General features: G+C 69.5%; 23 protein-coding genes. 6 read left to right on the top strand and 17 right to left on the bottom strand.

All coding sequences use genetic code 11. The features are described 5' to 3' along the window. Positions 1-27: 27 nt before the first annotated feature. Positions 28-4,323: a type I polyketide synthase gene (locus tag B116_RS0120865; RefSeq protein WP_027661212.1), complete on the top strand. Its 4,296-nt coding sequence runs from the start codon at positions 28-30 to the stop codon at positions 4,321-4,323. 145 nt (positions 4,324-4,468) lie between these two features. Continuing rightward, on the top strand, positions 4,469-5,635 hold the full coding sequence (locus tag B116_RS25990; RefSeq protein ID WP_188116054.1) for an aspartyl/asparaginyl beta-hydroxylase domain-containing protein: 1,167 nt from the start codon (positions 4,469-4,471) through the stop codon (positions 5,633-5,635). A 182-nt stretch (positions 5,636-5,817) separates the two neighbouring features. Here the strand turns inward: B116_RS25990 and B116_RS0120855 are convergent, their stop codons facing one another. The 4 genes from B116_RS0120855 to B116_RS0120835 form a co-directional block, all read right to left on the bottom strand. Continuing rightward, the gene (locus B116_RS0120855) at positions 5,818-7,287 is read right to left on the bottom strand and encodes a tyrosine-type recombinase/integrase (RefSeq protein WP_018720270.1); all 1,470 of its coding nucleotides are present in this window, start codon (positions 7,285-7,287) and stop codon (positions 5,818-5,820) included. After that, on the bottom strand, positions 7,284-7,685 hold the full coding sequence (locus B116_RS27665; RefSeq protein WP_018720269.1) for a hypothetical protein: 402 nt from the start codon (positions 7,683-7,685) through the stop codon (positions 7,284-7,286). Before B116_RS27665 ends, B116_RS0120855 begins: the two co-directional genes overlap by 4 nt. After that, complete coding sequence (locus tag B116_RS25565) at positions 7,682-8,602, bottom strand: DUF2637 domain-containing protein (RefSeq protein ID WP_155255774.1); 921 nt, start codon at positions 8,600-8,602, stop codon at positions 7,682-7,684. The genes B116_RS27665 and B116_RS25565 overlap by 4 nt, the downstream gene beginning before the upstream one ends. A gap of 390 nt (positions 8,603-8,992) precedes the next feature. After that, positions 8,993-9,883, bottom strand: a complete 891-nt coding sequence (locus B116_RS0120835) for a replication-relaxation family protein (RefSeq protein ID WP_018720267.1) — start codon at positions 9,881-9,883, stop codon at positions 8,993-8,995. Positions 9,884-11,129: 1,246 nt separating this feature from the next. On the opposite strand from B116_RS0120835, the gene B116_RS0120830 reads away from it, so the two are divergent. Then, the gene (locus tag B116_RS0120830; protein WP_027661211.1) at positions 11,130-11,825 is read left to right on the top strand and encodes a hypothetical protein; all 696 of its coding nucleotides are present in this window, start codon (positions 11,130-11,132) and stop codon (positions 11,823-11,825) included. Between the two features lie 173 nt (positions 11,826-11,998). On the opposite strand, the gene B116_RS0120825 is transcribed toward B116_RS0120830, so the two are convergent. Both B116_RS0120825 and B116_RS0120820 read right to left on the bottom strand, forming a co-directional pair. After that, complete coding sequence (locus B116_RS0120825) at positions 11,999-12,577, bottom strand: hypothetical protein (protein ID WP_018720264.1); 579 nt, start codon at positions 12,575-12,577, stop codon at positions 11,999-12,001. A gap of 110 nt (positions 12,578-12,687) precedes the next feature. Further along, entirely contained in the window at positions 12,688-13,050 is a 363-nt protein-coding gene (locus B116_RS0120820) for a cyclic-phosphate processing receiver domain-containing protein (RefSeq protein ID WP_027661210.1), read from the bottom strand. 103 nt (positions 13,051-13,153) lie between these two features. Here B116_RS0120820 and B116_RS0120815 point away from each other — a divergent pair, with 103 nt between their 5' ends. Continuing rightward, positions 13,154-13,528 carry a RusA family crossover junction endodeoxyribonuclease gene (locus B116_RS0120815; RefSeq protein ID WP_018720262.1) on the top strand — a complete coding sequence of 125 codons (375 nt, stop codon included), beginning with the start codon at positions 13,154-13,156 and terminating at the stop codon, positions 13,526-13,528. A 103-nt stretch (positions 13,529-13,631) separates the two neighbouring features. Here B116_RS0120815 and B116_RS28455 read toward each other — a convergent pair whose 3' ends face one another. From B116_RS28455 to amcA (B116_RS29055), 6 genes are all read right to left on the bottom strand, one after another. Further along, the gene (locus B116_RS28455; protein WP_223874630.1) at positions 13,632-14,033 is read right to left on the bottom strand and encodes a helix-turn-helix domain-containing protein; all 402 of its coding nucleotides are present in this window, start codon (positions 14,031-14,033) and stop codon (positions 13,632-13,634) included. Positions 14,034-14,311: 278 nt separating this feature from the next. Then, positions 14,312-14,944, bottom strand: a complete 633-nt coding sequence (locus tag B116_RS0120805; RefSeq protein WP_188116053.1) for a hypothetical protein — start codon at positions 14,942-14,944, stop codon at positions 14,312-14,314. Between the two features lie 102 nt (positions 14,945-15,046). Beyond that, positions 15,047-15,709, bottom strand: a complete 663-nt coding sequence (locus tag B116_RS0120800; RefSeq protein ID WP_018720259.1) for a pentapeptide repeat-containing protein — start codon at positions 15,707-15,709, stop codon at positions 15,047-15,049. 88 nt (positions 15,710-15,797) lie between these two features. Next, the gene (gene amcA / locus B116_RS0120795) at positions 15,798-15,980 is read right to left on the bottom strand and encodes a multiple cyclophane-containing RiPP AmcA (RefSeq protein ID WP_018720258.1); all 183 of its coding nucleotides are present in this window, start codon (positions 15,978-15,980) and stop codon (positions 15,798-15,800) included. Continuing rightward, positions 15,977-17,113, bottom strand: coding sequence for a cyclophane-forming radical SAM peptide maturase AmcB (gene amcB, locus B116_RS0120790; protein ID WP_018720257.1), 1,137 nt, complete (start codon positions 17,111-17,113; stop codon positions 15,977-15,979). Before amcB ends, amcA (B116_RS0120795) begins: the two co-directional genes overlap by 4 nt. 349 nt (positions 17,114-17,462) lie before the next feature. Next, on the bottom strand, positions 17,463-17,726 hold the full coding sequence (gene amcA / locus B116_RS29055) for a multiple cyclophane-containing RiPP AmcA (RefSeq protein ID WP_397540835.1): 264 nt from the start codon (positions 17,724-17,726) through the stop codon (positions 17,463-17,465). A 320-nt stretch (positions 17,727-18,046) separates the two neighbouring features. Between amcA (B116_RS29055) and B116_RS0120780 the strand changes: the two genes are divergently transcribed. Then, a complete protein-coding gene (locus tag B116_RS0120780) occupies positions 18,047-19,384 on the top strand; it encodes a hypothetical protein (RefSeq protein WP_018720255.1) in 1,338 nt (445 codons plus the stop codon). After that, positions 19,381-19,953 carry a flavoprotein gene (locus B116_RS0120775; protein WP_018720254.1) on the top strand — a complete coding sequence of 191 codons (573 nt, stop codon included), beginning with the start codon at positions 19,381-19,383 and terminating at the stop codon, positions 19,951-19,953. The genes B116_RS0120780 and B116_RS0120775 overlap by 4 nt, the downstream gene beginning before the upstream one ends. Before the next feature lie 6 nt (positions 19,954-19,959). Here the strand turns inward: B116_RS0120775 and B116_RS0120770 are convergent, their stop codons facing one another. From B116_RS0120770 to B116_RS0120745, 5 genes are all read right to left on the bottom strand, one after another. Further along, positions 19,960-20,571 (bottom strand): YdcF family protein, encoded by a 612-nt coding sequence (locus B116_RS0120770; protein WP_223874635.1) that lies wholly within the window; start codon positions 20,569-20,571, stop codon positions 19,960-19,962. A gap of 273 nt (positions 20,572-20,844) precedes the next feature. Further along, a complete protein-coding gene (locus B116_RS0120760; RefSeq protein ID WP_018720252.1) occupies positions 20,845-21,714 on the bottom strand; it encodes a carbohydrate ABC transporter permease in 870 nt (289 codons plus the stop codon). Positions 21,715-21,782: 68 nt separating this feature from the next. Further along, entirely contained in the window at positions 21,783-22,838 is a 1,056-nt protein-coding gene (locus B116_RS0120755) for an ABC transporter ATP-binding protein (protein ID WP_027661208.1), read from the bottom strand. Continuing rightward, on the bottom strand, positions 22,835-24,160 hold the full coding sequence (locus B116_RS0120750; RefSeq protein ID WP_027661207.1) for an ABC transporter substrate-binding protein: 1,326 nt from the start codon (positions 24,158-24,160) through the stop codon (positions 22,835-22,837). Before B116_RS0120750 ends, B116_RS0120755 begins: the two co-directional genes overlap by 4 nt. Beyond that, positions 24,157-25,017 carry a carbohydrate ABC transporter permease gene (locus B116_RS0120745; protein ID WP_027661206.1) on the bottom strand — a complete coding sequence of 287 codons (861 nt, stop codon included), beginning with the start codon at positions 25,015-25,017 and terminating at the stop codon, positions 24,157-24,159. Before B116_RS0120745 ends, B116_RS0120750 begins: the two co-directional genes overlap by 4 nt. Positions 25,018-25,022 lie beyond the last annotated feature (5 nt).

Here is a 25,022-nt window from a genome sequence, read left to right as displayed (position 1 = left end):
CCTGTAGAATGATAGGGGACGCGGCCGATGACAAATGTCGACGCCGACAATGCGATAGCCGTCGTCGGTATGGCGTGTCGCTTTCCTGCCGCGCCGGATCTGGCGACCTATTGGCGCAATCTCTGCGCCGGCGTCGATGCCGTCCAGCGATTCGACGTCAGCGAACTACGACATTCCGGGATCGGCGAAGGCCTGCTGCAGCATCCGTCGTTCGTGCCTGCTTGCGCTCCGATTCCTGACCCGTATGCATTCGACGAGCTGCACTTCGGCATCACGCCGGAGACAGCGCGCGCACTCGACCCGCAGCACCGCGTCTTCGTTGAGTGCGCCTGGACCGCGCTGGAGTCGTCGGGGGTGCGCGCGAGCGGCAACGCTTCCGTCGGCGTCTTCGCCGGATGCAGCGACACCACCTACAGCACCGCTCAGGACTCCTGGCGGGGCCAGGGCAACTCGCTGGCCGCCGACCTCACCACAAGTTCGGACTACTTCGCCACCCGCGTCGCTTTCCTGCTCAATTTGCAGGGACCTGCGTTCACCGTCCGAACGGCCTGCTCGACGTCCCTGGTGGCCATTCACATCGCTGTGCAGAGCCTGCTAACCCACGAGTGTGACGCTGCGGTCGCCGGTGGCGTCGCCATCCGCCATCCGTTGCACCGCGGGCACCTCTACGAGCCGGAGGGTGTCTACTGCGTCGACGGCCGGTGCCGGCCGTACGACAAGTCCGGCACCGGCATCGTCAGCGGCGACGGGGCCGGCGTCGTCGTGCTGAGCCGTCTGGCGGACGCCCTCGACAACGGCAGCCACATCCATGCTGTCATCCGTGGATCCGCGATCAACAACGACGGCGCACGCAAGTCGAGCTTCACCGCGCCAGGTGTGCCCGGGCAGGCGGAGGTGGCTCGGATCGCACTCGACGTGGCCGGTCTGCGCCCGAGTGACATCGGCTACGTCGAAGGTCACGGAACGGCGACCCCGCTCGGTGACCCGCTGGAGATCGAGGCGCTGTCGCGGGTGTGGACGGCCCGCCGCAGCGGGGACCGGCCGGTCGTCCTGGGCTCGGTGAAATCCGGCATCGGCCATCTGGACGCCGCCGCCGGCGTCGCCGGCTTCATCAAGGCCTGCCTGGCGGTCGAGCACGGACGCATCCCAGCCACGTTGCACTACACCGCGCCGAACCCGCACTCCGGGCTCGCCGACTCCGCGTTCGTCGTCTCCGCCGAGACCCTCGACTGGGACGACGTCGACGTCCCCCGGAGGGCGAGCGTGCATTCGCTCGGTCTCGGCGGCACCAATGCGCACGTGGTCCTGGAACAGGCACCACCCGTCGCCGGCGACGTGCCTGGGCCGGACGGCGTGCCGTTTGCATTGACGTTGTCGGCACGACGTCCCGATGCGCTCACGCCATATGCGATCGCCGTCGCGACCGAACTTGAGTCTTCCGGCGCCGACCCGGCTGCCGTCGCGTACACCTTACAGACCGCCCGCAGCGAGGAGCCGTATCGACGGGTGGTGCTCGGCACGCATCGCGAGGAACTCGTCCGATCCCTGCGATCGCCTGCCCCGCCGCTGCAGCCGGTGACCGGCGCCCCGAGGCTCGTCGTCGTCTTCCCCGGCTACGGCAGACCCGTCCCGGGCACCCTCGGCGAACTCCGCACACACCTGCCGGTCGTGGACAGCACCCTCCGCGCTGCGGCGCAGCACCTGCTGTCCCGCTGGGACGTAGACCTGCCGGCCGTCATGTCCGGAAGCCGGCGCAACCCGCATGGTGTGCTCGCCGCGATCGTGGCGCAGGGACTTGCCGTGCACGCTGCGCTCGACGCATTCGGCGCAGGCGGTGACATGGTGCTCGGCCAGAGCCTCGGTGAGATCACCGCAGCCGCAGCGGCTGGGCTTATCGGCACGACGGACGCCCTGGACCTGGCGATGGCCCGCGAGCACGCTGTGCGAGCCGTCGTCCCGAGCGGTGCCGCGGTCGTCGGTCTCGGCGCGGACGACCTCGCCCGCCGGCTTCCGCCGGATGTCGAGCTCGCGCTGGTCAACTCGCCCTGCCGCTCTGTGGTGTCCGGGCGACCGGAGCCGTTGCAACGGTTCCTGGACGAACTGGCGAAGGACGACATCCCGGTCCACAGGCTGGATCTCATCAGCGCGGTGCACTGCTCGCTGCTCGATCCGGTGCTGGACGGCATCGACGACGCGGCGTCGCGTCTGGTCCTGCAGCGACCCATCCGCGAGCTGCTCAGCACGGTCGGGCCGGCCCGCGTCGACGAGCGTACCGCCGCCGACCCGCGTCACTGGGTGCGGCATTTCCGGGAGCCCGTGCGCTTCGACGAATGCCTGCGGACAGCGGTCGCCGAGCGACCGGACACCGTGCTGCTCGAGGTCGGGCCGTCGACCGGCCTGGCGGGTGCCATCCGCGAGACCGTCGGAGAACAGGCGCAGGCCGTCGTGACGGCGGCACGGCAGAGCGACGACGTCTCACACACCGACGCCTTCGTCGAAGCGTTGGGACTGCTGTGGCGGTACGGAGTCCAGGTCGACTGGACGGCCCTGCCGCGCCGTGCCTCCCGCCAGGTCCCCCTGCCCGTTGCCCCGCTCGCCCGCTCCGTCCACGCACCCGGAGGGACGCCGCCGGCTGCGGCCCAGCCGTCCCGGGTGGCGCTGTGGAGCCGCAGCTGGAAGCGCACCCGCCTCGACGGCGGGCGACCCCACCGCAGAATCGTCCTGCGCACGGCCAGTGGCGCACTCGGCCAAGCCTTGGCGAGAAGCCTCCGGCAGCACGGCCACACGGTCACCGTAACCGAATCCGAAGCCGCACCGACTCCGTGCGACGTCCTGATCGACACCCGGCAGATGGACGAACCGGACGGCCCCACCGCGGCGGCGAGCTTCCTGGCACTGGCGGCGGCCACTACGCAGCAGAGCGGACCGCCGCCGCGGCTCGTCGTGCTCACCCGTGGCGCGTTCGACATCGTCGGCGACGAACCCGCCGGTCCGGCCGCCGCCGCTGTGGCCGCCGCGGCGCTGGTCGTGGCGCAGGAACAGTCGGACCTGGATGTCACCTGTCTCGACCTCGACGCGTGGCCGGCCGACGTGGAGGTCGTGGATCGTGTCGTGACAGCGCAACGGCCAGGGACGCTGCTGGGTGTGCGGCGGCGGAGCATCTGGAGACCTGTCGTCGAGGAGGTCGGCGTCGTGCACGGCGGCCCGCACCCGCTGCCGGTCGGCAGCTATGTCATCACAGGTGGCCTGGGCAGGTTCGGCCGATGGGTCGGCCGGTGGCTGGCCGAACACGGCTGCCGTGACCTGTTCATCGTCTGCCGCTCTGGTCAGCCCGACGGCGTGACGACACCGGCGGCCGCGGCGCTGACCGCGATGCGAGCCGCCGGCGCCGATGTCACCATCCTGCAGGCCGACCTGCGGGACCGCACCGCGACCTTCGACGCCCTCGACATCGCCCACCGGGCCGGGCCGGGCAGGATGACGATCCTGCACCTCGCGGGCGAGCCCCACGCCGACTCCGCGAATGCCCCGATCGGCGACCTCGCAGACGCCGGCATCCGAGCAGCGTGCATCGAGCAGTGGGACGCGAAAGTGTCCGGCGCCCAGCATCTGCTGGAGTGGGTACGCAGCCATCCCGAAACCCGCTGTGTCACCTTCTCCTCCAACGCGGCGCTGCTGGGCGGTCCGAGCCTCGCCGCCTACGCGGCGGCCAACGCCGGGCTGGACGCGCTGGCACGCCAGGCGCACGACCTTGACAAGCTGCGCTGGACGTCCGTCGGCTGGGACGGATGGCGGCTGCCGGAAGATCCTCCCGATCGCGACCGCGACGCACTGGAGCAATACGCCCTCTGCGGAGGAGAACCATGGGCGGCCCTGCAGGCGGTGCTCGACGCCACCCACTACCACGTGGTGGTTGCCAAAGGCGATCTCGTGCCGCGTCATCGGACCTGGGTGGAGGAGCTCGACCCGGCGTCCGCCACAGTCTCGCCAGACGACGACGGACCGCATGCTCGGAGTGCAACGCCTGCGTCCCTCCAGACCGGCGACGCCGCATCGTCGGTGCGGCAGATCTGGGCCGAGGTCGTCGGCCGGCCGCCCCCTCACGACGATGCGGACCTCTACAAACAGGGCGGCGACTCGCTCACCGCCATGCGGATCCGCAGCCGTCTCGAGCGGGATCTGAGTGTCAGGGTCACATTGCGTGAGGTGATGGCCAATCGCACGGTGACCGGCCTGGTCGGCCTGGTCCGTGCGCAGGCGACTGGCTCGGCAGCCCCGGAGACACCCGGCGAGCACGACGTCCTGGTCTCCGGTCGCATCTAGCAACGCCTTGACAGACGGACGGAGGCCCGCCATGGTCTTGGACCACCTTGTCGCCGATCTCATGACGGAGGAGGAACTGACCTCCAGCCGGGTAGGTCTCCTGACGCCGGGTCGGTCACCGGTTCCGGCAGCCGAGACCGTGCTGGTGGGCGCCACCGTCCCCGGCACATCGGCCTGCGAGCTCGTCATCATGGACGGCGCCACAGCACCGCTGCAAAACCTGGCCGCTGTCGCCGACCGGTTGACCCGCGACGGCATCATCGTCGCCGACGTGACGGCCGACGCCGCAGAGACAACCGCCCGCCAGGCGGTCGCAGCGGGACTGGAATGGGCCGCAGTCCTCGATGCCGGCCCAAGCGCAAGACGGCAGGTCGTCGCCGGGCAGGGTCTCCACCCGGACGAGTTCGGCAACCTGCTCGACGACCACCTCGTGGTGCCGCCTGGGCCGACGTGCGTCTTCGTGCCGCAAAACCGCACCGACCGGGGCCGGCGCCGACTGATCCGGCGGCGCGGCCGGCAGCGCCTGTTGTCCCTTGTGGAACAACTTTGCATCGCCCACGGCGACGCCATCTTCCGCGTGGTGCAAGGCGTCGAAGTGCTCATCGGTGACAGGGCGGCACCACGCACCACGACTGCGGCGCGGCCCGCCATGTTCATCACACCCGGCCTGGACACCACACCCTGGCCTGACGTCGAATCGCTGCCCGCGCTGGCCGAGGTCCTGAACGTCTGCCGGCCGCACACCGCCCGCGTCCACGAGGAGCTGACCGGGCTGGTCGCGGCACGGCCGCCGGAGACGTACCTGCAGCACGACTACATCGTCAGCAAGGTACAGCTGAAGGATCCCGGCGCATGGACGGCCATCCAAATCTATGACGACGGCAAGGTCACCGGCGCGCTCCCGGCCACGTGTCTGTCCACCCGGGCGATGCTCGGTGCCCTCGGCCACCGGATCTCCGGCGAGGCGGTCATCCTGCGTCTCGGGCCGGGAGCGGCACTGCAACAGCACTACGACGAGAACGACTACCAGCAGACCCTGCATCTCGGGCTGTCCATACCCGCCGACGCGGGCATCCGTGTGGGAGGCGAAATGCGAACCTGGCGCGACGGGCAGACGCTCGTGTTCTCCCCGTCGTACCTGCATGAAGCGTGGAACCACAGCGACCAGCCACGGGACATCTTGCTGATCGACCTGTGGCACCCAGATCTGAACAGCGCCGAGATCGACGCGCTGACCAGCATCCGCAAGGAGATCGCCGCCATCCGCAGCGAACACCGCGCCCGCGTCGCCGCCGCAGGACCGAAGCCATGACCGCGCCCGACTCACGCCAGGGGTACACCATACAGGCCAAAGTTTTTAGGCGGAGCCCCCAGGCATGGGGTTTGGACCCGCGCTTGCCGCTTCCCGAAGGTCAAGTCGGTGGTATAGCGCTGGGCCATCAGGCACGAACACCGGCTGGCCCAGCGGCATTGGCTACGGTGTCAGCCCATGGATTACGCCGGCCTCGTCCCGCCGCGACGTGGGACGACGGCGGCGGTTACTTCGGCGGCGGCGTGGGATAGCTCGGGTAGGACGTCGCCGTAGAACTTGGCGGTGAAGTGTGGGCTGGAGTGGCGGAGTCGGTTGGAGATGATCTTCATCTGGACGCCGGCGGCGAGTCCCATGGTGGCGGCGCCGTGACGCAGGTCGTGCAGGCGGATGGGTGGTAGTCCGGCTTGAGCGGCGAGGTGGTGGAAATGATCGGTGACGTCGGCGGGGTGTAGCCGGCCGCCGGTCGGGGTGGTGAAGACCAGTCCGGTCCTGGTCCAGGCGGTGCCGGCGGCGAGGCGTTCGCGGTGGTGGCGTGCGCGGTGGGCGCGCAGTACAGCGATGGTTTCGGTGTCGAGTGCGACGGTGGCTTCGCTGTCGGTGGTTTTGGGGGTGTCGATGGCGGTGGCCCAGCCGTGTTGGACGAGTTGCCAGCGGACGGTGAGCGTTCGGGCGTCGAGGTCGAGGTCGTCCCAGTGCAGGCCGCAGGCTTCGCCTCGGCGGAGGCCGGTGAAGGTGATGAGGTGGTAGAGGGCGTAGAGCCGGTCGCCTGCGTCGTGGGTGTGGTCGAGGAACTGGCCGGTGTATTCGGGGGTCCAGATCATGACGGGGCTGGGGGTCTTGCCGGTGTCGCGCCACGTCTTGACGCGTTGGTCGGTCCAGATGGTCGGCTTGGGTGGCCGGGCTGGTGGTAGTTCGACCATCAGGGCTGGGTTGGTGTCGATGTAGCGGTGGCGGCGTATCGCGTCGTTGAGGGCTTTGCGCAGGGTGGCGTGGATGCGGTGCTGTGTCGCAGTGCCGGCGATGCGCTGGCCTTTGACCTGGTCGCGTTTAGCTTGGTCTCGGCTGGCGCGGAGGGTGGCGATGGTGGTGTTGCGTTCGTCGATGGCGTCGTACATGGCGTCGATGTGGCCGGGGCGGAGCCGGTCGATACGCAGGTGGCCGAGGTACGGGATCAGGTGCAGCCGGATGTGTCCTTCGTAGGAGCGCAGGGTGCCTTTCTTGATGTTCTTGCGTCCGGCGAGCCAGTCGGTCAGATACACCTCCATCGTCGGGAGTTCGGTGGGGGTGATGTCCAGGTGCAGCGCCCGGCGGATCTGATCGGGGGTGGGGATGGGTGCGCCGGTCTTGACGGCGGTTTCGATGAGGTCGCCGGTCTTGACGGTGACGTGCGGGTCGGTGGGGTCGGGCACGGCGAGCGCGGCCCGGATGCGATCGAGAATCGCGTCGGCGTCGGCCTGGGTGTCGTAGGGGCCGTGCCGTAGCGGGCGGCGGGTGCCGTCAGCGCGGGCGGGGATTTCGATCTGCCAGTGCCAGTGGCCGTGGTTGCGGGACCAGCCGCCGCCGGGCCGGCGAAGCTGCGGGCAGGAACGTCCCAGGCGGCGGCCCGTGACGCTGTCGCGGCAGCCGCAGCGTTTGAAGGTGGATCCCTTCACTCATGGTCTCCTGGATGCTCGGGGTGGCGCCGCCAGCGGTGGTGGGTGTAGTCCGCTGGTGGCGGGGTCGTTGCATCCACGCTCGGCACCGGGGTGGGATCAAGTCCCCGCCCGTCGTCGGGGTCCGGGGTGGTGGACGGGTCGAGGAGGAGGAGCCGTAGAAGTCCGGCGACCGGCACGATGATGCGGGTGCCGGCCCGGATCACCGGTGCGGGGAAGGTATCGGTGGCGGCGAGGCGGTAGGCCTGGGACCGGCTCATGCCGAGGACCGCGGCGGCGGTGGGCAGGGTGGTGGCAGCGCCGAGCGCGCGGATCCGCTCGGCGGTCCACGGCGTACCGGCCGGCGGGTGTGGGCGAGGCGATCGGGTGTCGCGGGTCGAGGTGGTGGTGGCGTTCATGGTGTGGGGTCTCCTGACTGCGGTTGACGCTCATTGGAGGCGAGCGAGGTCGTCGGCATAGAAGCTGCGGGTGTCGGGGTTGTCGGTGATGCGCTGTCACTGGCCGGTCCCCCGGCCCGCCGGTCACGAGACGAAGACGCCAGGGGCTGGTCGGCTTTGAGGATCTTCAACAGCTGCGATGCTCTGGTGTTGGACACGGTGTGTCCGGTCGAGCGCAGCGCGGCTGCCAGCGCGGCACGGGTCAACGGTTGACCGTCAGCGGCGAGCCGGTCGTAGGCGCGTCTGGCGACGGCGAGCAACTCGTGGGTGTCGGTGAGGTGCGTGGACCGTCCGCGCCGTGACAGCTGGCGTTGGTGGACCGGTCCACCAGGACCGGGACGGTCCGGCTCATGGTGATCGTGGAAATTGCTGGAGTCGTGGACGGCCTGCGCGCGCAGGAGTCGGTCCGCATCCGGTGGGGTGGACCGGCTGTCGCGGTCCCCGCCCGGCTGGACCGGGTTGGCGGTGGTGGACTGGCCCGCCGACTGGGCAGTGGCCGCGTCGGCGTCGGCGTCGGCGGGCGCGGGCGCGGGCGCGGCTTGGGGTGTGGTGTCGGCGTAGCCGAGAGCGATCTTGACCATGACCAGGAACCCGAGCGCGGGCACGGCGGCGGCGATCCAGCCGATCGGTGACGGCTCGGCCTCCACGACCTGCGCCGCGAGCGACAGCGTCACCGCGCAGGCCAGCACCGTCGCCGGGAACACGACCGACACCCCGGCCCGCTTACGGCGGCGGAGTTCCAGGCCGGAGGCGACGGACATCAGCTCCAGCACGATCGCGTCCGCCCAGGCCAGCCACCCCGGCTGGCCGTGAGCGGCGGCCACGTCGCGGACGTGGGTGAAGCTGGCCGCACCAGCCGCCCCACCGATAGCGAGCATGATCACGACCTGGAGGAAGCCTTCAGCCCGGTTACGTGCCGGACCCGTGTCCGGGTCACCTGGTGGTGCCGGTGTCGTGGCGGACCACCTCCCCGGACCAGGACGCACGCACAACCGATCCGCCCACACGGCGCGCGGACCGGACGAGCCGACGGACGGTCCCGACACGCCGGTCCGGAACCGTCAGCGGACCGATCCCGTCGTGGACTGCGGACCGGCCATCCGGGGGACGGGACGATACCTCTGCCCCGTCAAGGCTGAGGCTGTCCGGGTCTGTCACCGGCCGGTCAGCCGCCTCCGATGAGCTGCTGACAGACCGGTGAGAGAACCACCCCGCGGCGGTGTCGTACGCGAACCATGTGGGGAACGGGTTCGGTGATCTGTCGAGGTTCACGCCGTCGCCTCCCCGGCCGGGTCACGGTCGTCGACGACCCACGCCGCCAGGTCGGCGAGCGTGGACCGTTGTCCGCCTCCACCGGCCACAGCCCACACCGCCTCCGCTGGGCACAGGCCCACCGTGGCGGCGTGGTCACGGGCACCGGTAGCCACCGGCACCAACGGCGGCGTCTGCGCCAACACCCGGCGCAGATTCCGCTCCCGGGCAGCAGAGTGCAGCCAGAACAACACCGGCCACACCCGCCCCACCGTGCCGAACCACTCCCGGTAACCGACCAACTTGCGGACCAACACCGACAGCGGCTCACCACCGGTGTCGAACTCCACGAAGAAGGGCACCACGGTGCCGCCCGAAGCCCAGAGGCCGTAGCCGTCAGGGCGCACCCGGGGCTGGTAAGCGCGTACGAGAGCTGGATCCCCCGGCCGGGTGAACACTCCCGACTGCTGGCAGCCCGCCTCGGACACCCACTCCCCCAGCCGGACATCCGGGTGGGTGCGGGCGTAGCCGGCGAGGTCGGTGAAGAAGCTGTTCACCCCGAGCCGATGCTCCAACGTGCGGCTGGACGTCCAGCGCCGCCGCTCTACCCGGGCGTGATCACGCCGGGGCGGCCGTTCGTCGCGGCCGGCGGCCACGACCTCGGCGCCGAGCTGGTCGATGACGTAGTGGTACGGGTACGAGCCGCCGTCGGCGCGCTGCGGCCGGAACCGCCCCACCAACCGCAACCGATACAACGTCCGCAACCGGCGTTGGCAGAAATCGAGAGACGGGAACAAGGCGTGCGCGATCTGGAACGAAGTCAACACCCCATGGTCGTACAACCAGCCCAGCAGCACGCGGTCACGGCCGGTCAGCTGGGACTGGACCCGAAGAACCGGATCATCCACCGGCTACCACCTCCCTTTCCGGTACGGAATGCCAGCCCCAGGGGGAGACCCGAGACCAGGCAGGGTCTGTCGCAGGACAAGCCGACCGCGTCGACAGCCGGCCAGGCCTGCGGTGTAAGGCGGAACGGGGGGTCCGTTCCGGCGTCCGGTTGAAGACTGACCTCAACACGGACGCCAACCCGGACCCCGCAACGGGGACTGAGACGGGATCTGTCACCGCTACCGGCACCAAGCCGGAGCGCAGAGACGAGATGCACGAGGAACACCGCAACTCCTTGATCGAAGAGGATGAGAGAACATCGAACGTCGGGACGCCGTAGGTGTATGCCGCAGGCACCGAAAGACCGCGAACATGTGCACTGTGGAGTTGCCAACGAACACGCCGACCGGCGCACCGGCCGACCCGAGGACGGATGAGGGCAGCAACGACCGACACGACCACCAGAAAGGCAGCCGCGGCAGCGGGGACAGCGGTAACAGATGCGGCGAGCAGGACGGCATAGCGCCGCGCCGGCAGTGGGATCGTCTCAGCCTGGGACAGATACTCCGGGAGCCGCCGACATCACGACCGTCCGGTAGGGCGTCGACTCAACCCGCCGGAGAGAGACCCTTCATGGCGAACCCCCTGTCACTCGAAACCATCGACGGCCCGCCCACTCCCGAGCCTCGAACGACCGGCGACGCTCCCACAGGAGCGTCACCACACCGATCGATCGGACCCGGCGGGCAGACCGTCACTTGGTCGTCTGTGTACCAGTACGCCTCCGCAGGCAGACCCATGTCAACCAGCATCACCAGCAGTCGATCATGACGTTTCTGGACCCAGCTGGACGCAGTAGCACCCGCTGACCCGCACTTGTCTCCAGTTGGACGGATTCCCGGCCGAAACAGGCAGAAAAACTTTGACCAGCCGGATCGGATGTCTCACATCATGAGACGACGCTCTCGCCGACAGACCGATCAGAGCCACGTCGCCGTTCTTCCAGCCGCCGACACCATATGCCGGGCTCGCCAGCAACAGCATGGGCAGAGCGGTGAACGCGCCCCGCCCCGACAGCACCCCACCTACAGCGCGAGGCGTGCTCAAGCGGCACGCCTTCGACCTCGGCCCGATCGGGCAGTCCGTGAGCGGGTTCGCGGGTGAGCTCCGGTGATAGATTGCCGGGTATACGTTCTTGATGATCCGAGCTTGTCTGGCCGTGCTCGAGCAGTGCTCGCCCCCCGGTCCCGCCGCCGGATGCCGCGCATGGCCGCTACCGACATCCGCTCGTTGGCCGCCCTCCGCGTCGATGACCGGATCGAGGCGGCACCCGACGAGTTAATCGAGGCGATGATCGGGTTCGAGGAGCGCTTCGGGGGGCTCTGGTACCCGGTCATCAGCTCCAACGGCATGGAGTACGGCCTTGATGGTGATGCGGTGGTTCATCGCGGCCCGCTCGGGCTGGCCTTCACCGGAATCGTGGACGGCGACTGGACCTGGGGCATCGACATCCTTGCTGACGGCCGCACCGCTATGGGACCCGGCCAGTGGTCCTACCGCGTGATCGACCGCTCCGTCGAACAGCGTCTGGAAAGCCACGCCATGCTCTTGACGGTCAGCGGCTGGTTCCATCGGACCTTCACCTGTCACACGCCGCGCGAGGTGGTCCCGGTAGTGGACGAGCGGCGTCTACCGCAGCGCGTGCCCGAAGCGACTGGCCCGACCGAGTCCTGGTGGTTGGACAACGACGTCGGTGTCGCGGTTCAGGCCCAGCTCAGCGCCTGGCCACACGACCGAGACGTGTGGACCATCCGCTACTTCACCCGGGCACCGGCGCAGGCTGCCGACGCGAACCCGGTCGTCTTCGGGGCAACAATCCACGAGACCGTACCGGCGCTGTGGTGCGCGCTGTGTTCCCATCAGGTCGAGCCGGGAGGCACCTGCCACCGTCCACGTCCCTGAACGAGAAGAGTGGAACAGCGGGTCCTTGTGGCGAGCCTTGCGGCCACGAATGGACCAAGTTACGCGGTTGTCTACCTGGCGATCTATCCGCCAGCAACCGATCTGCCGTAGACAACGCATGCTGCGCGGCGACACCACAAACCCGATCGAGCACGCCTTCGGTCGTGCCGATGTCAGCGCGCGTTCGACGCCTCGATCATAGGGGCCGTTCCTACCATGGGCCGACCCTCGTGCATCGTGATCGTCATGCCCGGTTGCAGGTACCTCCAGAGGGCTGGGGACAGCGGGCCAAGGCGGACCGACCCGGTAGCGCCGGGTGGCAACGCCGGCGCCGACTCCACCCAGATGCGTGCCACGAGCAGGTCGGGGTCGCCCGCGGCCGTGCGTCTGCCGACATCCCACAGCGGTCGGAGGACGCCCTTGCCCGGGATCGGCGTTCGCCGGCCACCTTCGGCGGGCGACAGGAGTCGCAACTCTGCGCGGACGATCCCGTGGATGCTCTCCCACCGACCCCAGCGGCACCACGCGGCGGCATCAGAGAGCCCCATCAGCTCGGCGCTGTCGATCAGCAGATCCCACCAAGCGGTCGGCGGTCGCCAACCCGTGTCGAGGTCCGCAAGGATGTCGAGCGCGACCTCCCACTCGTCGTGGTCGAGGTACTCGCGGACGTCCACCACCGTCACGCCGGCCCCGTTGACGACATCAGCGGGGACCATGGCCGCAGCCCGGGCGAGCAGATCGGCAACATCCACCTGCGGATTATTCAACCTCGTCGCAGCATCAGCTCGGCACCTCCCACCGGCGCTCGGATCTGCCGCCCCAGGTATCACAACCCTCAGGCAGTGCAATCGAGTCGGTCAGCTCACACGAGGCCGTCGAGGTAGCCGACGTTCGTGGAGCCCGACGCGACGCGGACCCGATACCCCCAGCGTCGGAGGACCTGGGCCATCTTCGCGGCACCGGCCGGATTGGCGGAGTGGACGTTGATGACGCCGACGTCGAAGGGGCAGTTGTCGAAGGCAGCCCGCTCCAGCACCTCCACGACCGGCCAGATCGTGTCGTTTCCACCGAGGTCGTGGTCCAGCCACAGCTCATCCAGGTGCCGGCCGCGATACCGATCGAGGAGTTCAACTCCGGCGGCGCTGGTGCGGGCCACCTCCGCGCCACGGCCGTCCACGAACGAGCGGAGATCATCTGCCAGGACGATCGTTCGACGGGCGTCCACACGATAATGATGCCTGGCACCGTCATCATCTGACATCCGGATTCGTCGCGACGAGAGCGGGAGCCTTTCGTTGCAGGGGCTGCGGCGGCCATCATGGTCTGTCATGAGGATCGAGACGCTCGTCATCGTGAAGGTGGTGGGCCGGCCGGCAAGCTACTCGTCGGCAGCCGAGCCTGCGTGGAAAGCCGCAGTCCGCGAGGCATTCACCAGGAGTGGCTTGGGGCCCTGGGCGGAGCGCTTCTCGGTTCTCGTCGAGTTTCGTACGCCTGAAGCGCGCAACGCCAACGAGGTGTGGGACCTCGACAACCTGATCAAGCCGACGTTGGATGCGATGGAAGGCGTCTTCGGGCTTCGAGAATGGCGCGGACCAGCGCAAGCGGCCGACGACCGCGTCGACCATCTCGAGGCGACCAAGCGCACCGTTCGCAGCGACGAAACGCCCGGCGCCCGGATCGAGGTAAGGCGCTTGGTTCAGTAGCGCGGGGACGCACGCACTTACTGCCGATGGCTGGGCGCGGCGGGGAAGCCTTGCCGCATCACGCGACGTGGCGCTCGTGCCCTGCCGCCCTCTCACCACAGGCCTACGTGTGGTGGTTCGGGGTGTCGAGGATCAGCAGGAACCGGGCTTTGGCGTTGCTGTCGGCGAGGGTGAGCGTTTCGTCCAGGGCGGCTTGTGTGGCCATGGTCGGTGGCGGTGTGGATGTGTGGCGGTGTTCCCAGCCAGAAACCGTCACGGGCGCCGCCCCGAGGTGCTGGACGAAGTCGTGGACGGTCATCCGGAGCGCCTCACGTAACGCGCGGGTCTCCCGTCCGGTCCACCGGCCGACGACCACCGTCCCGCACCCGCAGTCACTCGTCGCCGCTTTAGTGGACCGGGAGTCGGGCCGGCCAGCGCGCCGCTGGCATTCCTCGTCCCGCGCCTGCGCCTGCTGGGTGTGGAAGTTCCGTACCAGCGCGGCCGACTGGTCGAACGCGGCCAGCAACGCCCCTCGTGGGTCGACCGCCCGGTCGGCGTCCTGCCAGAACCGGCGAACGCTGGTGTCCCGTCCGATCTCGGCGTTGGCGACCGAGCTGCGGGAGCAACAGATGCTCTTGGCGAGCTGCGTCTGCGTCAGCCTCTGCTCGGCGCGCCAGGCGGCCTGCCAACCGCCGACCGAGGTCCCTGCGCGCCTCGGTCACCTGCTGCTGGCTGATCCGTCCTGGAAGCGTAGACCCGACGGACACCGGCCGCCCATAACCGGCCGGGTGAGCCGCACGTTCGTCATCGGGCCCGCCGATCGGGAAGCCGGTACACCTGGCGAAGGCCGGCCCCGGCCGACGGCACACCGGATACAGCCACGAGGCGGCCCCGCGAGACATCCGATGGTTCGATCATCACTTCGACGGACCCCGCGAGGACCACGACACCGCCGGTCGCGTCGTCGTGACGGACCAGTGCCGTGACAGTCTCGGCGTGAACGCTCACCGTCACCCGCACCGACGCTCGGTCCACCATGACCGGACCGGCCGTCGCCGCTACCGATACCGGGCGACCAGGGTCGGCGCCGGGAGCCGGTGATGTCCAGCCACCTGGCCCTGGTTCCTCCGGGGTCACCTCAGGGTCCTGGGCGTGTCCCTTGATGATGAAGAACCCGAGGTCGGCGTTGGTCGCTTTGCCCAGGACCTTCCGCAACGCCGTGCGGTACGGCTCGAACGGCCACCGGTGCTCCCCGCGCTCGAGCTTGCCGATGTAGCGGGCATCCACGGCGCTACGGCAGCCCGTGTGCGCGCGGGCGTGGGCGTTGACCGCGTCGGCCAGCTCCTGCCGGGACAGCGGCCGCCCCGACCCCGACGGAGACCGCAGCGCCAGCCGAGCCGCGCGAAGCAGATTGTTCGGCCCTCGCCGATAGGCCACGACGTCGTTCTCCTGATGTGGTCGTTTACTCTCGTACGCCATCGGCGTCAGCCGCACGGGACGGGCGAACGCGGCAACCGTCTAAGGTGAAGATCGGCTTCGTCACCGCTTCCGCACGGTCAGGTTGAGATCCTGAACGGCCAGGTGGGTGAGGTCGGGTAGCTGGTCCTCGTCGAGGGTGACCCCGCGCAGGTTGCCGAGACCGGTCTTCAGGTCGTGCAGCGTGTTACCCCGGAGGTCGGTGCCATTGAGGTGGCAGGAGTCGAGTTCCAGGCGGGCGAGCTGGCAGGACCGCAGGACGGTGTCGGGTAGGCGGCAGGACGACCAGGTGGCGTCGGTGAGGACGCAGTCCACGAAGGCCACGGCTCTGGCGGCGGTGACCCGGGTGAGAGTGGCGTAGTCGAAGCGGCATCCCTCGAACAGCACGTCCTTGAGCCGGATATCGGTGAGTCGGGTGCCGGTGAACCGGGACCCGCTGACGGCACAGCGCTCGATATTGACGCCGGACAGGGTGGCACCGGAGAAGTCGGTACGGGTGATCTCGCAGCCGAAGAGGGACCCGGCCTCCCAGTTGCTTTCGCTCACGTCGGCACCGATGAGCCGGCTACCACGGACGGTGACGTCGTCCAGGGTGACGCCACGCCAGGAGGCGTTCTCGATGGTGGCGTCGCTGAGGTCGTCGGTCGGGTCGCTGACGCTGTCGAGGTCGTCAATGTCGAGATCCGGGAGCAGGATCCGTAGGTCGCCGACGGTGGTGGTCCGCATCTGTCTCCTACCTGTCTCTGTTGAGGGCGGCGCGGCGCGGGGCGGCCGGCCCGCCCGCGCGCCGGGTGTCGGGTCCGCTGTCAGCGGGTCACTTCTTCTTGTTCCAGTTGTCCCAGCCGGGCCGACTGTCGAAGCTGCCCCGGTTGTCCCAAGTGGGCCGGTTGTCGAACTTCGCCGCGTCGATCGACGCTACCGCCCGGGGCGATTCGACACCGAGACGGTCGAGGCGTTCCGGCGCGGCGTTGATCAGTGCGGCGAGGGCGTTGGTCATGCTGGTCCTCCGGTCGGGGTGAGATGGTCTGCGGTGGCGCGGACGAGGGCCTGTCGGGTGGTACGGCAGAAGCTGGTCTCGCGGGCGGTGAAGGTGCCGTGTTCGAAGTAGCGGTTGCCGGCCTGTCCGCCACGGCAGAAGTCGTAGAACCCGCACCGGTCGGCGCAGTCGTTGAGCGCGGTGACGAACCCGGTCACGTAACGCAGACCACCGGCCTGGGCGAGCATCACGCTGATCGGTTCCTCGACCACGTTCCCAGCGACGAAGTCCCCGTAGTCGGGGTCGGTGATGCCGAGCAGCTCCGGTGACAGGAGCACGACCCGGCCGTCCCAGGACACCGTGGGAATCGGCTCATGGGGTGTGTGGTCGACGCCCTCGCCGCGGGCGGCGGTGAGGTAGTCGGCCAGACGGTCCAGGTCACGGATACGCAGCCGGCTACCGGCGGCACGGCGTTGCACGAGCCGCCGCCAGAACCGGTACGCGGACCCCTCCGTCACCGGTTGCCGGGCGGCGCCTTCCTGCTCCTCGATGTTGAAGCCCACGGACTGGCATCCCGGCAGGTCGGTGAAGAAGTCCACGAGATCGTCGGCGTGGTCGATGGTCTCCGGGGTGACGACACAGATCACCGAGTACTCCAGACCCGCCTCCGCCAGAACCCGGATCCCGCGCACCGTGCGCCCGATGGTGGACCTGCCCGCGTGGTCGAGGCGGTTGCGGTTCAGGGCACCCGGGCCGTCGACACTGACACCGACCGTGAACCCGTAGGCGGCGAACACATCGCACCACCGCTGGTTGATCAGCGTGGCGTTGGTTTGGACCTCGTGACGCACCCGACCTGCGCGCCGCAGCGACTCGAAAGGAGCGAGCAGACCCTGGAAGTGGCTGATCGGCGTCGCGGTCGGCTCGCCACCATGCCATACGACGCTCACCGGCTGGCCACTGCCCTGCCGCTCGATCGAGGTGGCGCAGGCCCGCGCCACCGGCACGGGCATCAGGCGACGCGACCGACGGTCGGGCAGGTAGCAGTAGACGCAGTCGAGATTGCAGAAGCTCGTCGGCTGCACCACCAACGTATGGAACACACCGGCGATCGCCGGCCGATCCACGGCGGTGATGACACCGATACCGGTCATGACACCCTCTCCTCGGACAGCGGTGGGAAACGGGTCGCGGCCTGCCGCCGGGGACCGACGCGGTGCCTGGCCCAGCCAAGGAAACGGTCGAACAACCCCGCGTAGCCACACAGCTGCGGGGGACTGAGGTTCCGCAGGTCGTCGATGGCCGTGTGCAGGCAGGCCGCCAGATACAGAGACAACCCGACCCGGCTGCCCTCGTACTCGGCCAGCAGCCTTCTCTTCGCCTGGACACAGGGCCACGGGTGGCCGCAGTTCCGGCACAGCCACTGCGGGCGGGCTGGCAGATGCTCACCCTCCACCCGGCAGCGCCTTTCAACATCCTGGCCGGGTACTGGTCGCTCGATGCTCATCGACGGAACCCCGGCCGGGACCGCTGCTCGAAGAACCGACGCCACACATGGGTCAACAACGGCGGATCCGCCACAGCCGCCACCGGAGCCGAGGGCTGCGCCCGGACCGTCGCGCCGCCCGGCTGGCCGCAACAGAGCGGGACATGTACACGGTCACGCCCGATCCCCCACTGAGGCGGGTTCCCCGAGACGGTGGGCCCGCGCCCGAAGACGCGAGCCCACCGCAGCGGGACGACGGCTGGGAGCAGACCGCCGCCCACCCACCCACGCAGCCCTCTCGGCGGTACGCGGACGGGGAGTCAGCCCCGCAGGCGGCGGATGGCCCGGCGACGCCATCTGCCGGTGCGTCGGGTCGCGTTCCAGCACGTCGCTGATCGGCACATCCATGTGAAGCTCCCTGCGCGAGGCTGCTGAGTCCGCCGACACGCTCGGGGAGAGGACCGCGTCGGCACCTTCAGATTGGCCCGGGAGAGGATCGAGCGGAATGTCCTGGCGGTGCACTGGCGGTGCACCTGTTGTCACCCCTCGTGCCACTACCATCGGCAGTCAGGTGAACAGCCCCTATCGGGGAGGACATGCGATGGCTCCGGTAACGACCTGGACCGGCCGGGAGGCGACCGCGCTGCGGCAGGCGTTGCGGATGAGCGTCACCGCCTTCGCCGAGCACCTCGGCGTAGCGCGACGGACGGTAGCCAAGTGGAGCAGCCAGGGCGACACGGTCCTTCCGCGCGCCGACATGCAGGCCGCGCTGGACACCGTGTTGACCCGCGCCACATCCGACGTCCGGGAACGCTTCGAGGCCCTGCTGAGGACCGGCACCAACGGTGCACCCGGGAGCACCACACCGACACGCACCGGCTCGGACACCGATACTGGAGACGACAGGCACAGCGGCTCGGGCTCGGATGGTGACGTGCGACGGAGAGACCTTCTACGCGCGAGCGCGGCCGGCGTCGCCGCAGGCCCAGGTGTCTCGGCGTTGCTCGACGCGCTCGTCTCGCCACGGCATCCGCCTACGGCGGCGTTGTCCGTCCAGCAGCTCTCCCGCTCGGTGGCCACGTTGAAACGCGACTACCAGGCTTGCCGGTACGAACGCGTCCTCGACGATCTCGTCACGCTGCTACCAGCCCTCGAACCAGCCAGAGCCAACGCCGAAGACGAGCAACGCGCACGGGCAGACGTTCTGGCCACCGACCTGTACCACGTCGTCGGGAGCGTCCTACTCAAGATGGGCGACCGAGGGATGGCCCTGGTCGCGGCCGAGCGCAGCACCCGTGCCGCGACTGCGAGTCAGGACCCGGTGGCCGTCGCCGCGAGCGCACGGATCATGACCCACGCCCTCATGAGCAACGGCCACGACGACCAGGCCGTGACCCTCGCTGGGCACGCCGCCGGCGTCCTCGACCGGGACACCCGCCTCGACTCGACCGACGCGGTCGCCGTGTACGGCGCGCTCGTGCTCCGCGGCGCGGTCGCCGCCGCCCGCAAGGACGACCGGGGCACCGCACACGCCATGCTCGACGAGGCCACCCGCGCCGCATCCCGACTCGGCTACGACGGCAACGACCGGTGGACCGGCTTCGGCGCCACCAACGTCCTGCTGCACCGCGTCAATATCGCCCTGGCCCTCGGTGACGCGGGAACCGCCATCACGCTCGCCCGCACGGTGCCCCTGGACAAGATCACGCTCGCCGAACGCAGAGCCTCGCTGTACGTCGACGTCGCCCGCGCCTACACCCAGTGGGGCCGCCACGAACAGGGCCTCGACGCGCTGCGCACCGCCTACGACGTAGCGCCCGAGGAGATCCGCTGCCGCCCGGCCGTCCAGCGCATCGCCGGCGACCTCGCACTCCTCGCCAAAGGCCAAGTCCGCAGGGCCGTCGCCGACTTCGCCCAGACCGCTGGAATCCCGCTGTGACCAACGGCCACCTACAGATCGTCGTCTGCGGCGCCGGCCCCGCCGCCGACGTGACCAAACTGATCAGCACCGCCCTGAACCGGTCCTGGACGGCGGCGGTCACCGCCACACCCAGCGCCATGGACTTCCTCAACCTACCGGCCATCGAGGAACTGGCCGGCACCCCTGTGCGATCCAGTTACCGGGCATCCCCTGGCGGCCGGCGCTCACTTCCCGCCGCCAGCGCTGTGGTCATCGCACCAGCGACCTACAACTCCATCAACAAGATCGCCCTCGGCCTCGCCGACAACTACGCCATGACCTCCGTCGCCGAACTCATCGGACGACACGTACCCACCGTCGTCGTGCCGTTCGTCAACGCCGCACTCGCCTCCCGACTCCCCTTCCGCCGGGCGGTAGCCAACCTCCGCGACGAAGGAATCCACGTCCTACTCGGCCCCGCACACAAGTGGGAACCACACCCACCCGGCAGCGGCAACGACCGACAGCGCGTCTTCCCCTGGACGACAGCGTTCGAGACGGCCGCCAGACACGCCCACGAAGCGCAGACGCAGGCCCAACACCGGTAGCCCGGCTCAGATCAGCCGGCTCGTGTAGCCCGCCGCCACCAGACGGTCGAACGCCGCTCGTACCTCGTCCGGCACCTCCTGTGGAACCGCGAACCCGCGCTCGGCATACACCTCGATCCGCTGCGTGTCACCCACCAGCATGTCCACCACCCGCCGAGGGTCGCCGATGCTGCGCACGTAGTCGTCCAGCTCAAGAGGATTCGACGCGCACACCACGTCGACCTCCGGCCACATCAGCTTGCAGGTGGCGTAGGCCCGACGCTGTTGGTAGGGACGGGACATGAGCAACACCGACCGCACCGGGATCTGGCGTTCCGCCAGCAGTCGGCGCGAGTAGTCGAGGTTCTGGGCCGTGTTCGTCGCCTGCGGCTCTACGAGGATGGACTCCGTCGGAACGCCATGCTCGACCGCGTACTCCCGGTAGTGCACCGCCTCACCACGCGGGAACCGCTCGATCGTCGTCGGGGCGTTCGCACCGGTGAAGACAACCCACGGGAACAGACCCTCGTGGAACAGGCGGGTCGCGATGACCGCCACCCCGAGGTCGTGGCTGCCGAGCCCGATGCCCACGTCACAGGGGCTCAGCTCGTGATCCAGGTCGTGGTAACGCCACAACATCTCCACGTCAGCCCGGATCCGATCCGGAATCACTACCGACACCGCCACCCCCGAACGTCCACCGGCACGCCACCCGTCCCACCGGCAGCCGTGACGGTCCAACGGCTCCCGAGCACCCATCGAGCACCGCACCACCGACGGGGAAACGAGAAAGGCTCCGACCCGGGGATCCCAGGTCAGAGCCTTGCTGCTGGTGCGCCGCCAGGGACTCGAACCCCGAACCCGCGGATTAAGAGTCCGACGGAAGCCACGGAACCGACCGGCTCTGAATGATCACAGCCGGTAGAAGGCCCGGTAGCGGCGGAACAGCCGCCACTGCAGCACCACCGCCGCCACCGTCAGCAGCATCATCACCAACGTCGCGGCGGCGGCATAGCCGTAGCGCAGATACTCGAAGCCCGTGCGGTAGATGAACAACGACAGGTAGGTGGTGGCATACGGCGGTGGGCCGCCGTCGGTCACCACGAACGCCGGCACGAAGGAGAAGTGCAGGCTGGCGATCAGATCCCGCACCACCAGCAGGGCCAACACCGGCGCCATCAACGGCAGGGTGACCCGGCGGAAGACGTCCCAACCTGTCGCGTCCTCCAGGGCCGCCACCTCATAGACGTCCGTTGGCAGGGCCCACCGGGCGGCGAGCAGCACCACGAAGGTCTCGCCCATGGTGAAGACGCTCATCAGGATGATCGCGGCGCGGGCGTCGGTGGGGTCAGTAAGCCACTGCGGCGGGGTACGACCGAGCACGGTCAACCCGTTCTCACCGCCGACGCGCAACAGCTGGTTGATCGGGCCGTACAAGGGGTTGAAAAGCCAGAGCCAGAGCAGGCCATAGGCGATCTCGGGTACCGCGGTCGGCAGCAGCGCCGCGACCCGCGCCGGACGAACCCCGAACGACCGGCGATGCAGCAGCAGCGCCAAGCCCAGTGCGAGTAGCACCCGAAGCGGCACGGCCACCAGCGCGAACACCAGCGAGTTGGTCAGCGCGACTCGGAACACCGGGTCCGTCACCAGCTCGGAGACGTTCGCCAACCCGGCCCAGCTCGGCGGATTGACCAGGTCGTACTCGGTGAAGGCCAGGGCGAGTGTGACCGCGGCGGGGAACAACACCAAACCGACCAGACCGACCAGATACGGCGCCAGCATCACCGCCACCTGCCGGTGCCCACGCGCCGCCGGGCCTACCCCGGCGCGCGACCGCTCCCTGCTCACTCTCAAGAGGCACACCGGAGCCCGGTGGCGGCGTCGAAGAGGTGCGTGTCGGCCCAGCGAACCCCGACTCGGACCGCATCCCCGCGCGCGGGCCGGTGGGCGGCCGGCACCCGGGCCACCACCGGGCTCCCGGCGCGGAGGGTGAGGTAGGCGTAGGCGTCCGTGCCAACCACCTCCACCCGGTCAACGGTCGCCGCCACGCCGTCGGCCGCCCCCAACACCACCGCCTCCGGGCGGAAGCCGATCTCCCGGTCGCCGGCCATCCCCGCCGGCGGGGCACCGGACGGCTGGATCGGGCCGGAGCTGGGAAGCACGTTCATCGCTGGGGAGCCGACAAAGCCCGCCACGAACCGGCTCGCCGGGGTGTGCCAGATCTCGTCCGGCGTCCCGACCTGCTCCACCTGGCCATCGCGCAGCACCGCGATCCGATCGGCCAGCACCAGCGCCTCGGTTTGATCGTGCGTGACGTGCACCATCGTGGCGCCGAGCCGGTCGTGCAGCGCCCGCAGTTCGGCCCGCATCTGCACCCGCAGCGAAAGGTCGAGGTTGGACAGCGGTTCGTCGAGGAGGAAGACGTCTGGCTCCCGCACCAACGCCCGGGCCAACGCGACCCGCTGTCGCTCACCGCCGGAGAGCTGCCCGGGTCGCCGGCCGAGCAGGTGCGCCGCGCCGACCTGCTCGGCGGCGGCCCGGGCCCGTTCCCGGGCCGCCGCCTTCGGAACATCCCGCACCACCAGGCCGAACGCGATGTTCTCGGCGACGGTCAGGTGGGGGAAGAGCGCGTACGACTGGAAGACCATCGACACGTTGCGCCGGCCCGGACGGTCGGCGGTGACGTCCCGGCCGGCGATCCAGACTCGCCCGGTGGTGACCGGCTCCAGTCCGGCCACCACCCGCAACAGCGTCGACTTCCCGGCGCCGGAGGGGCCGAGCACCACCAGGAGTTCTCCCCGGGCCGCGGTCAACCGCATCTGCTGCAGAACGGTAACGCCCCGGTAGGCGGCACTCACTCCGTCCAGAGTCAGTCCGGCATCGTGGGTCAGACCGGCATCGCTCACCCGTGCTCCCCACGGGCGAACAGCGGGCGGGTCTGCTCATCCAGGGCGCGGATGACCTCGTCCAACCGGTCACCCCGGTACAGCGCGTTCTCCAGGATCCCGGCGGTCACATCCTCGACCTCCGGCCAGGTGGAGATGGTCGGCAACGTCCGGAGGGTGGGAATCGTGTCGAGGAAGACCGTCGCGTTACGTGGTGGCTGGGACGAGTCGAGGAACACCGGGGACTGCGAGACACCGATGTGCGACGGCACCGTCCGCCCGGTGGCGGCGATGATCTGCTGCCCCTCGGCGGAGATGGCGAACTCCAGGAACCGCCACGCCGCGTCCTTGCGCTTGGCACCCCGGGTCATGCAGTACGCGTCCGAGTGCAGCACCCCGACCTGGTCCTGGTAGACCGGCAGCGGGGCGACGTCCCACTCGAAGCCGGTGATCGAGCGGAAGGTGGTGGTGGAGCGCCGCGAGGACATCAGCATGGCGAGTCGGCCGTTGGCGAAGCGGGACTCGTCATTTTCCGCCTCGACCTCCTCGTCGGTGGGCACCACCCCGTATGCCTGGCGGAGGTCGACCAGGTTCTTCAGCGCCTCCCGGCCGATCGGGGTGTCCAGGGTGAGTCGGGTCGGTCGGTCCGGGTCATCGACGATCTCACCGCCGGCGGACCAGGTGAACGGGGCGACCCGGATGATCGACGGCTCGACGCCGAGCCCGTGCACGGCCGGACGGGCAGCAGCCCCCTCGCTCTCGGTGCCCTTGACCACCACACCACGGTCGTCCCGGGTCATCGCGATGGCGGTGCCGACCATGTCGTTCCAGGTCCAGCCCGCCTTCGGCTCGGGAACCTGGTATTTGGCGAAGAGGGTGCGGTTGTAGTAGACGGCGAGACTGGAGATGTTCTGCGGCAGGCAGAGCTGCTTGCCGCCCCAGGTGAAGGCCTCCATCGCCACCGGGTAGTAGTCAGCGGGGTTCACCTTCTCGGAGGCGGCGATCCGCTCGTCCAAGGGCTCCACCACGTTCTTCGCGGCGAACTGGCCATAGAAGCGGTAGTTCATCAGGAACAGGTCCGGTGGGGCTCCCCCGGCGACCGAGGTGGCGAGCCGGGCCAGCAGGTCCTTGCGGTCGCTCGCCTCGATGAGCTGCACCTCGTTACCGGGCCGTGCCTGACCGTACGCCTCGATCAGCGTGCGGTACGCGGCCAACTCCTCGGGGGCGCCGAAGACCAGCAGCCGCACCGGCCCGTCGGCGGCGGCCCCGGGTCCTCCTGCGCAGCCGGCGGCGAGGAGCACGGTCGCGAGCAGCGTCGCCAGCAACGCCTTGGGTCTTCTCATGGCCGGTTCCGTCCTGTCTGGTCATCGTGGTGGAAAAATCGGCGCTGGACGAACCCGAAGACCAGCACGGCCGGGCCGGTCGCCAGAACCGCCCCGGCCAGGAACACCGGGAAGTTCGTCGGGTCCAGCACCGACAGCGAACGCAGCGCCAAGGGCAGGGTGAACAGGTCACGGTCGTACACATAGATCAGTGGATCGAGGAAGTTCGACCAGGTCAGCACGAAGGTAAGAGCGGTGATCGCGGCGGTGACCGGACGCACCAACGGGAGCGCGACCCGCCACCAGATGCCCATCGGAGTCATGTCCTCCACCAGACAGGCGTCGTAGAGGTCCCGCGGCAGCGCCCGGAAGGCCAGGTAGTAGACCAGGACGTAGAGCGGGGAGGTACCCAACAGCGCCGGAGCGATCAAGGGCACCAGCGTATCGGTCAGCCCGAGTGCGCGGAAGATCGTGAACCGGGGTACCAGCAGTGCGGTGGCCGGCACCATCAGGGCTACCAGGGAGGCCACGACGATGAGGCCGGCGCGCCGGGGTGTGAGCCGGGCCAACGCGAAGCCGGCCAGCGCGGCGACCAGCACACTCAGCGGCACGGCGACGACCGCGACCAGCAGCGAGTTGAGCGCGGCGCGCAGCACCCCGCCGATTTCCAGGGCCTGTCGGTAGCCGGCGGTGGAGACCGGATCGGGGATCAGCTGTGGGGTGGGGGACGGCGGCAGCCCGGGCTCGGTGAGCGAACCCGAGACCAGCAGCAGCAGCGGCGGGACGAAGACGAGCAGGACGAAGAGCGCGCCCAGGGCACGCCAGACCCGGCCGATCCTCCCGGACAGCGGTGGGGGGCCGCTGCCGCGGCCCCCCACCCGGT

The sequence above is a fragment of the Salinispora fenicalii genome (genome assembly GCF_000514815.1).
GTDB lineage: Bacteria > Actinomycetota > Actinomycetes > Mycobacteriales > Micromonosporaceae > Micromonospora > Micromonospora fenicalii.
This window is presented reverse-complemented; position numbering and strand designations above follow the sequence as displayed.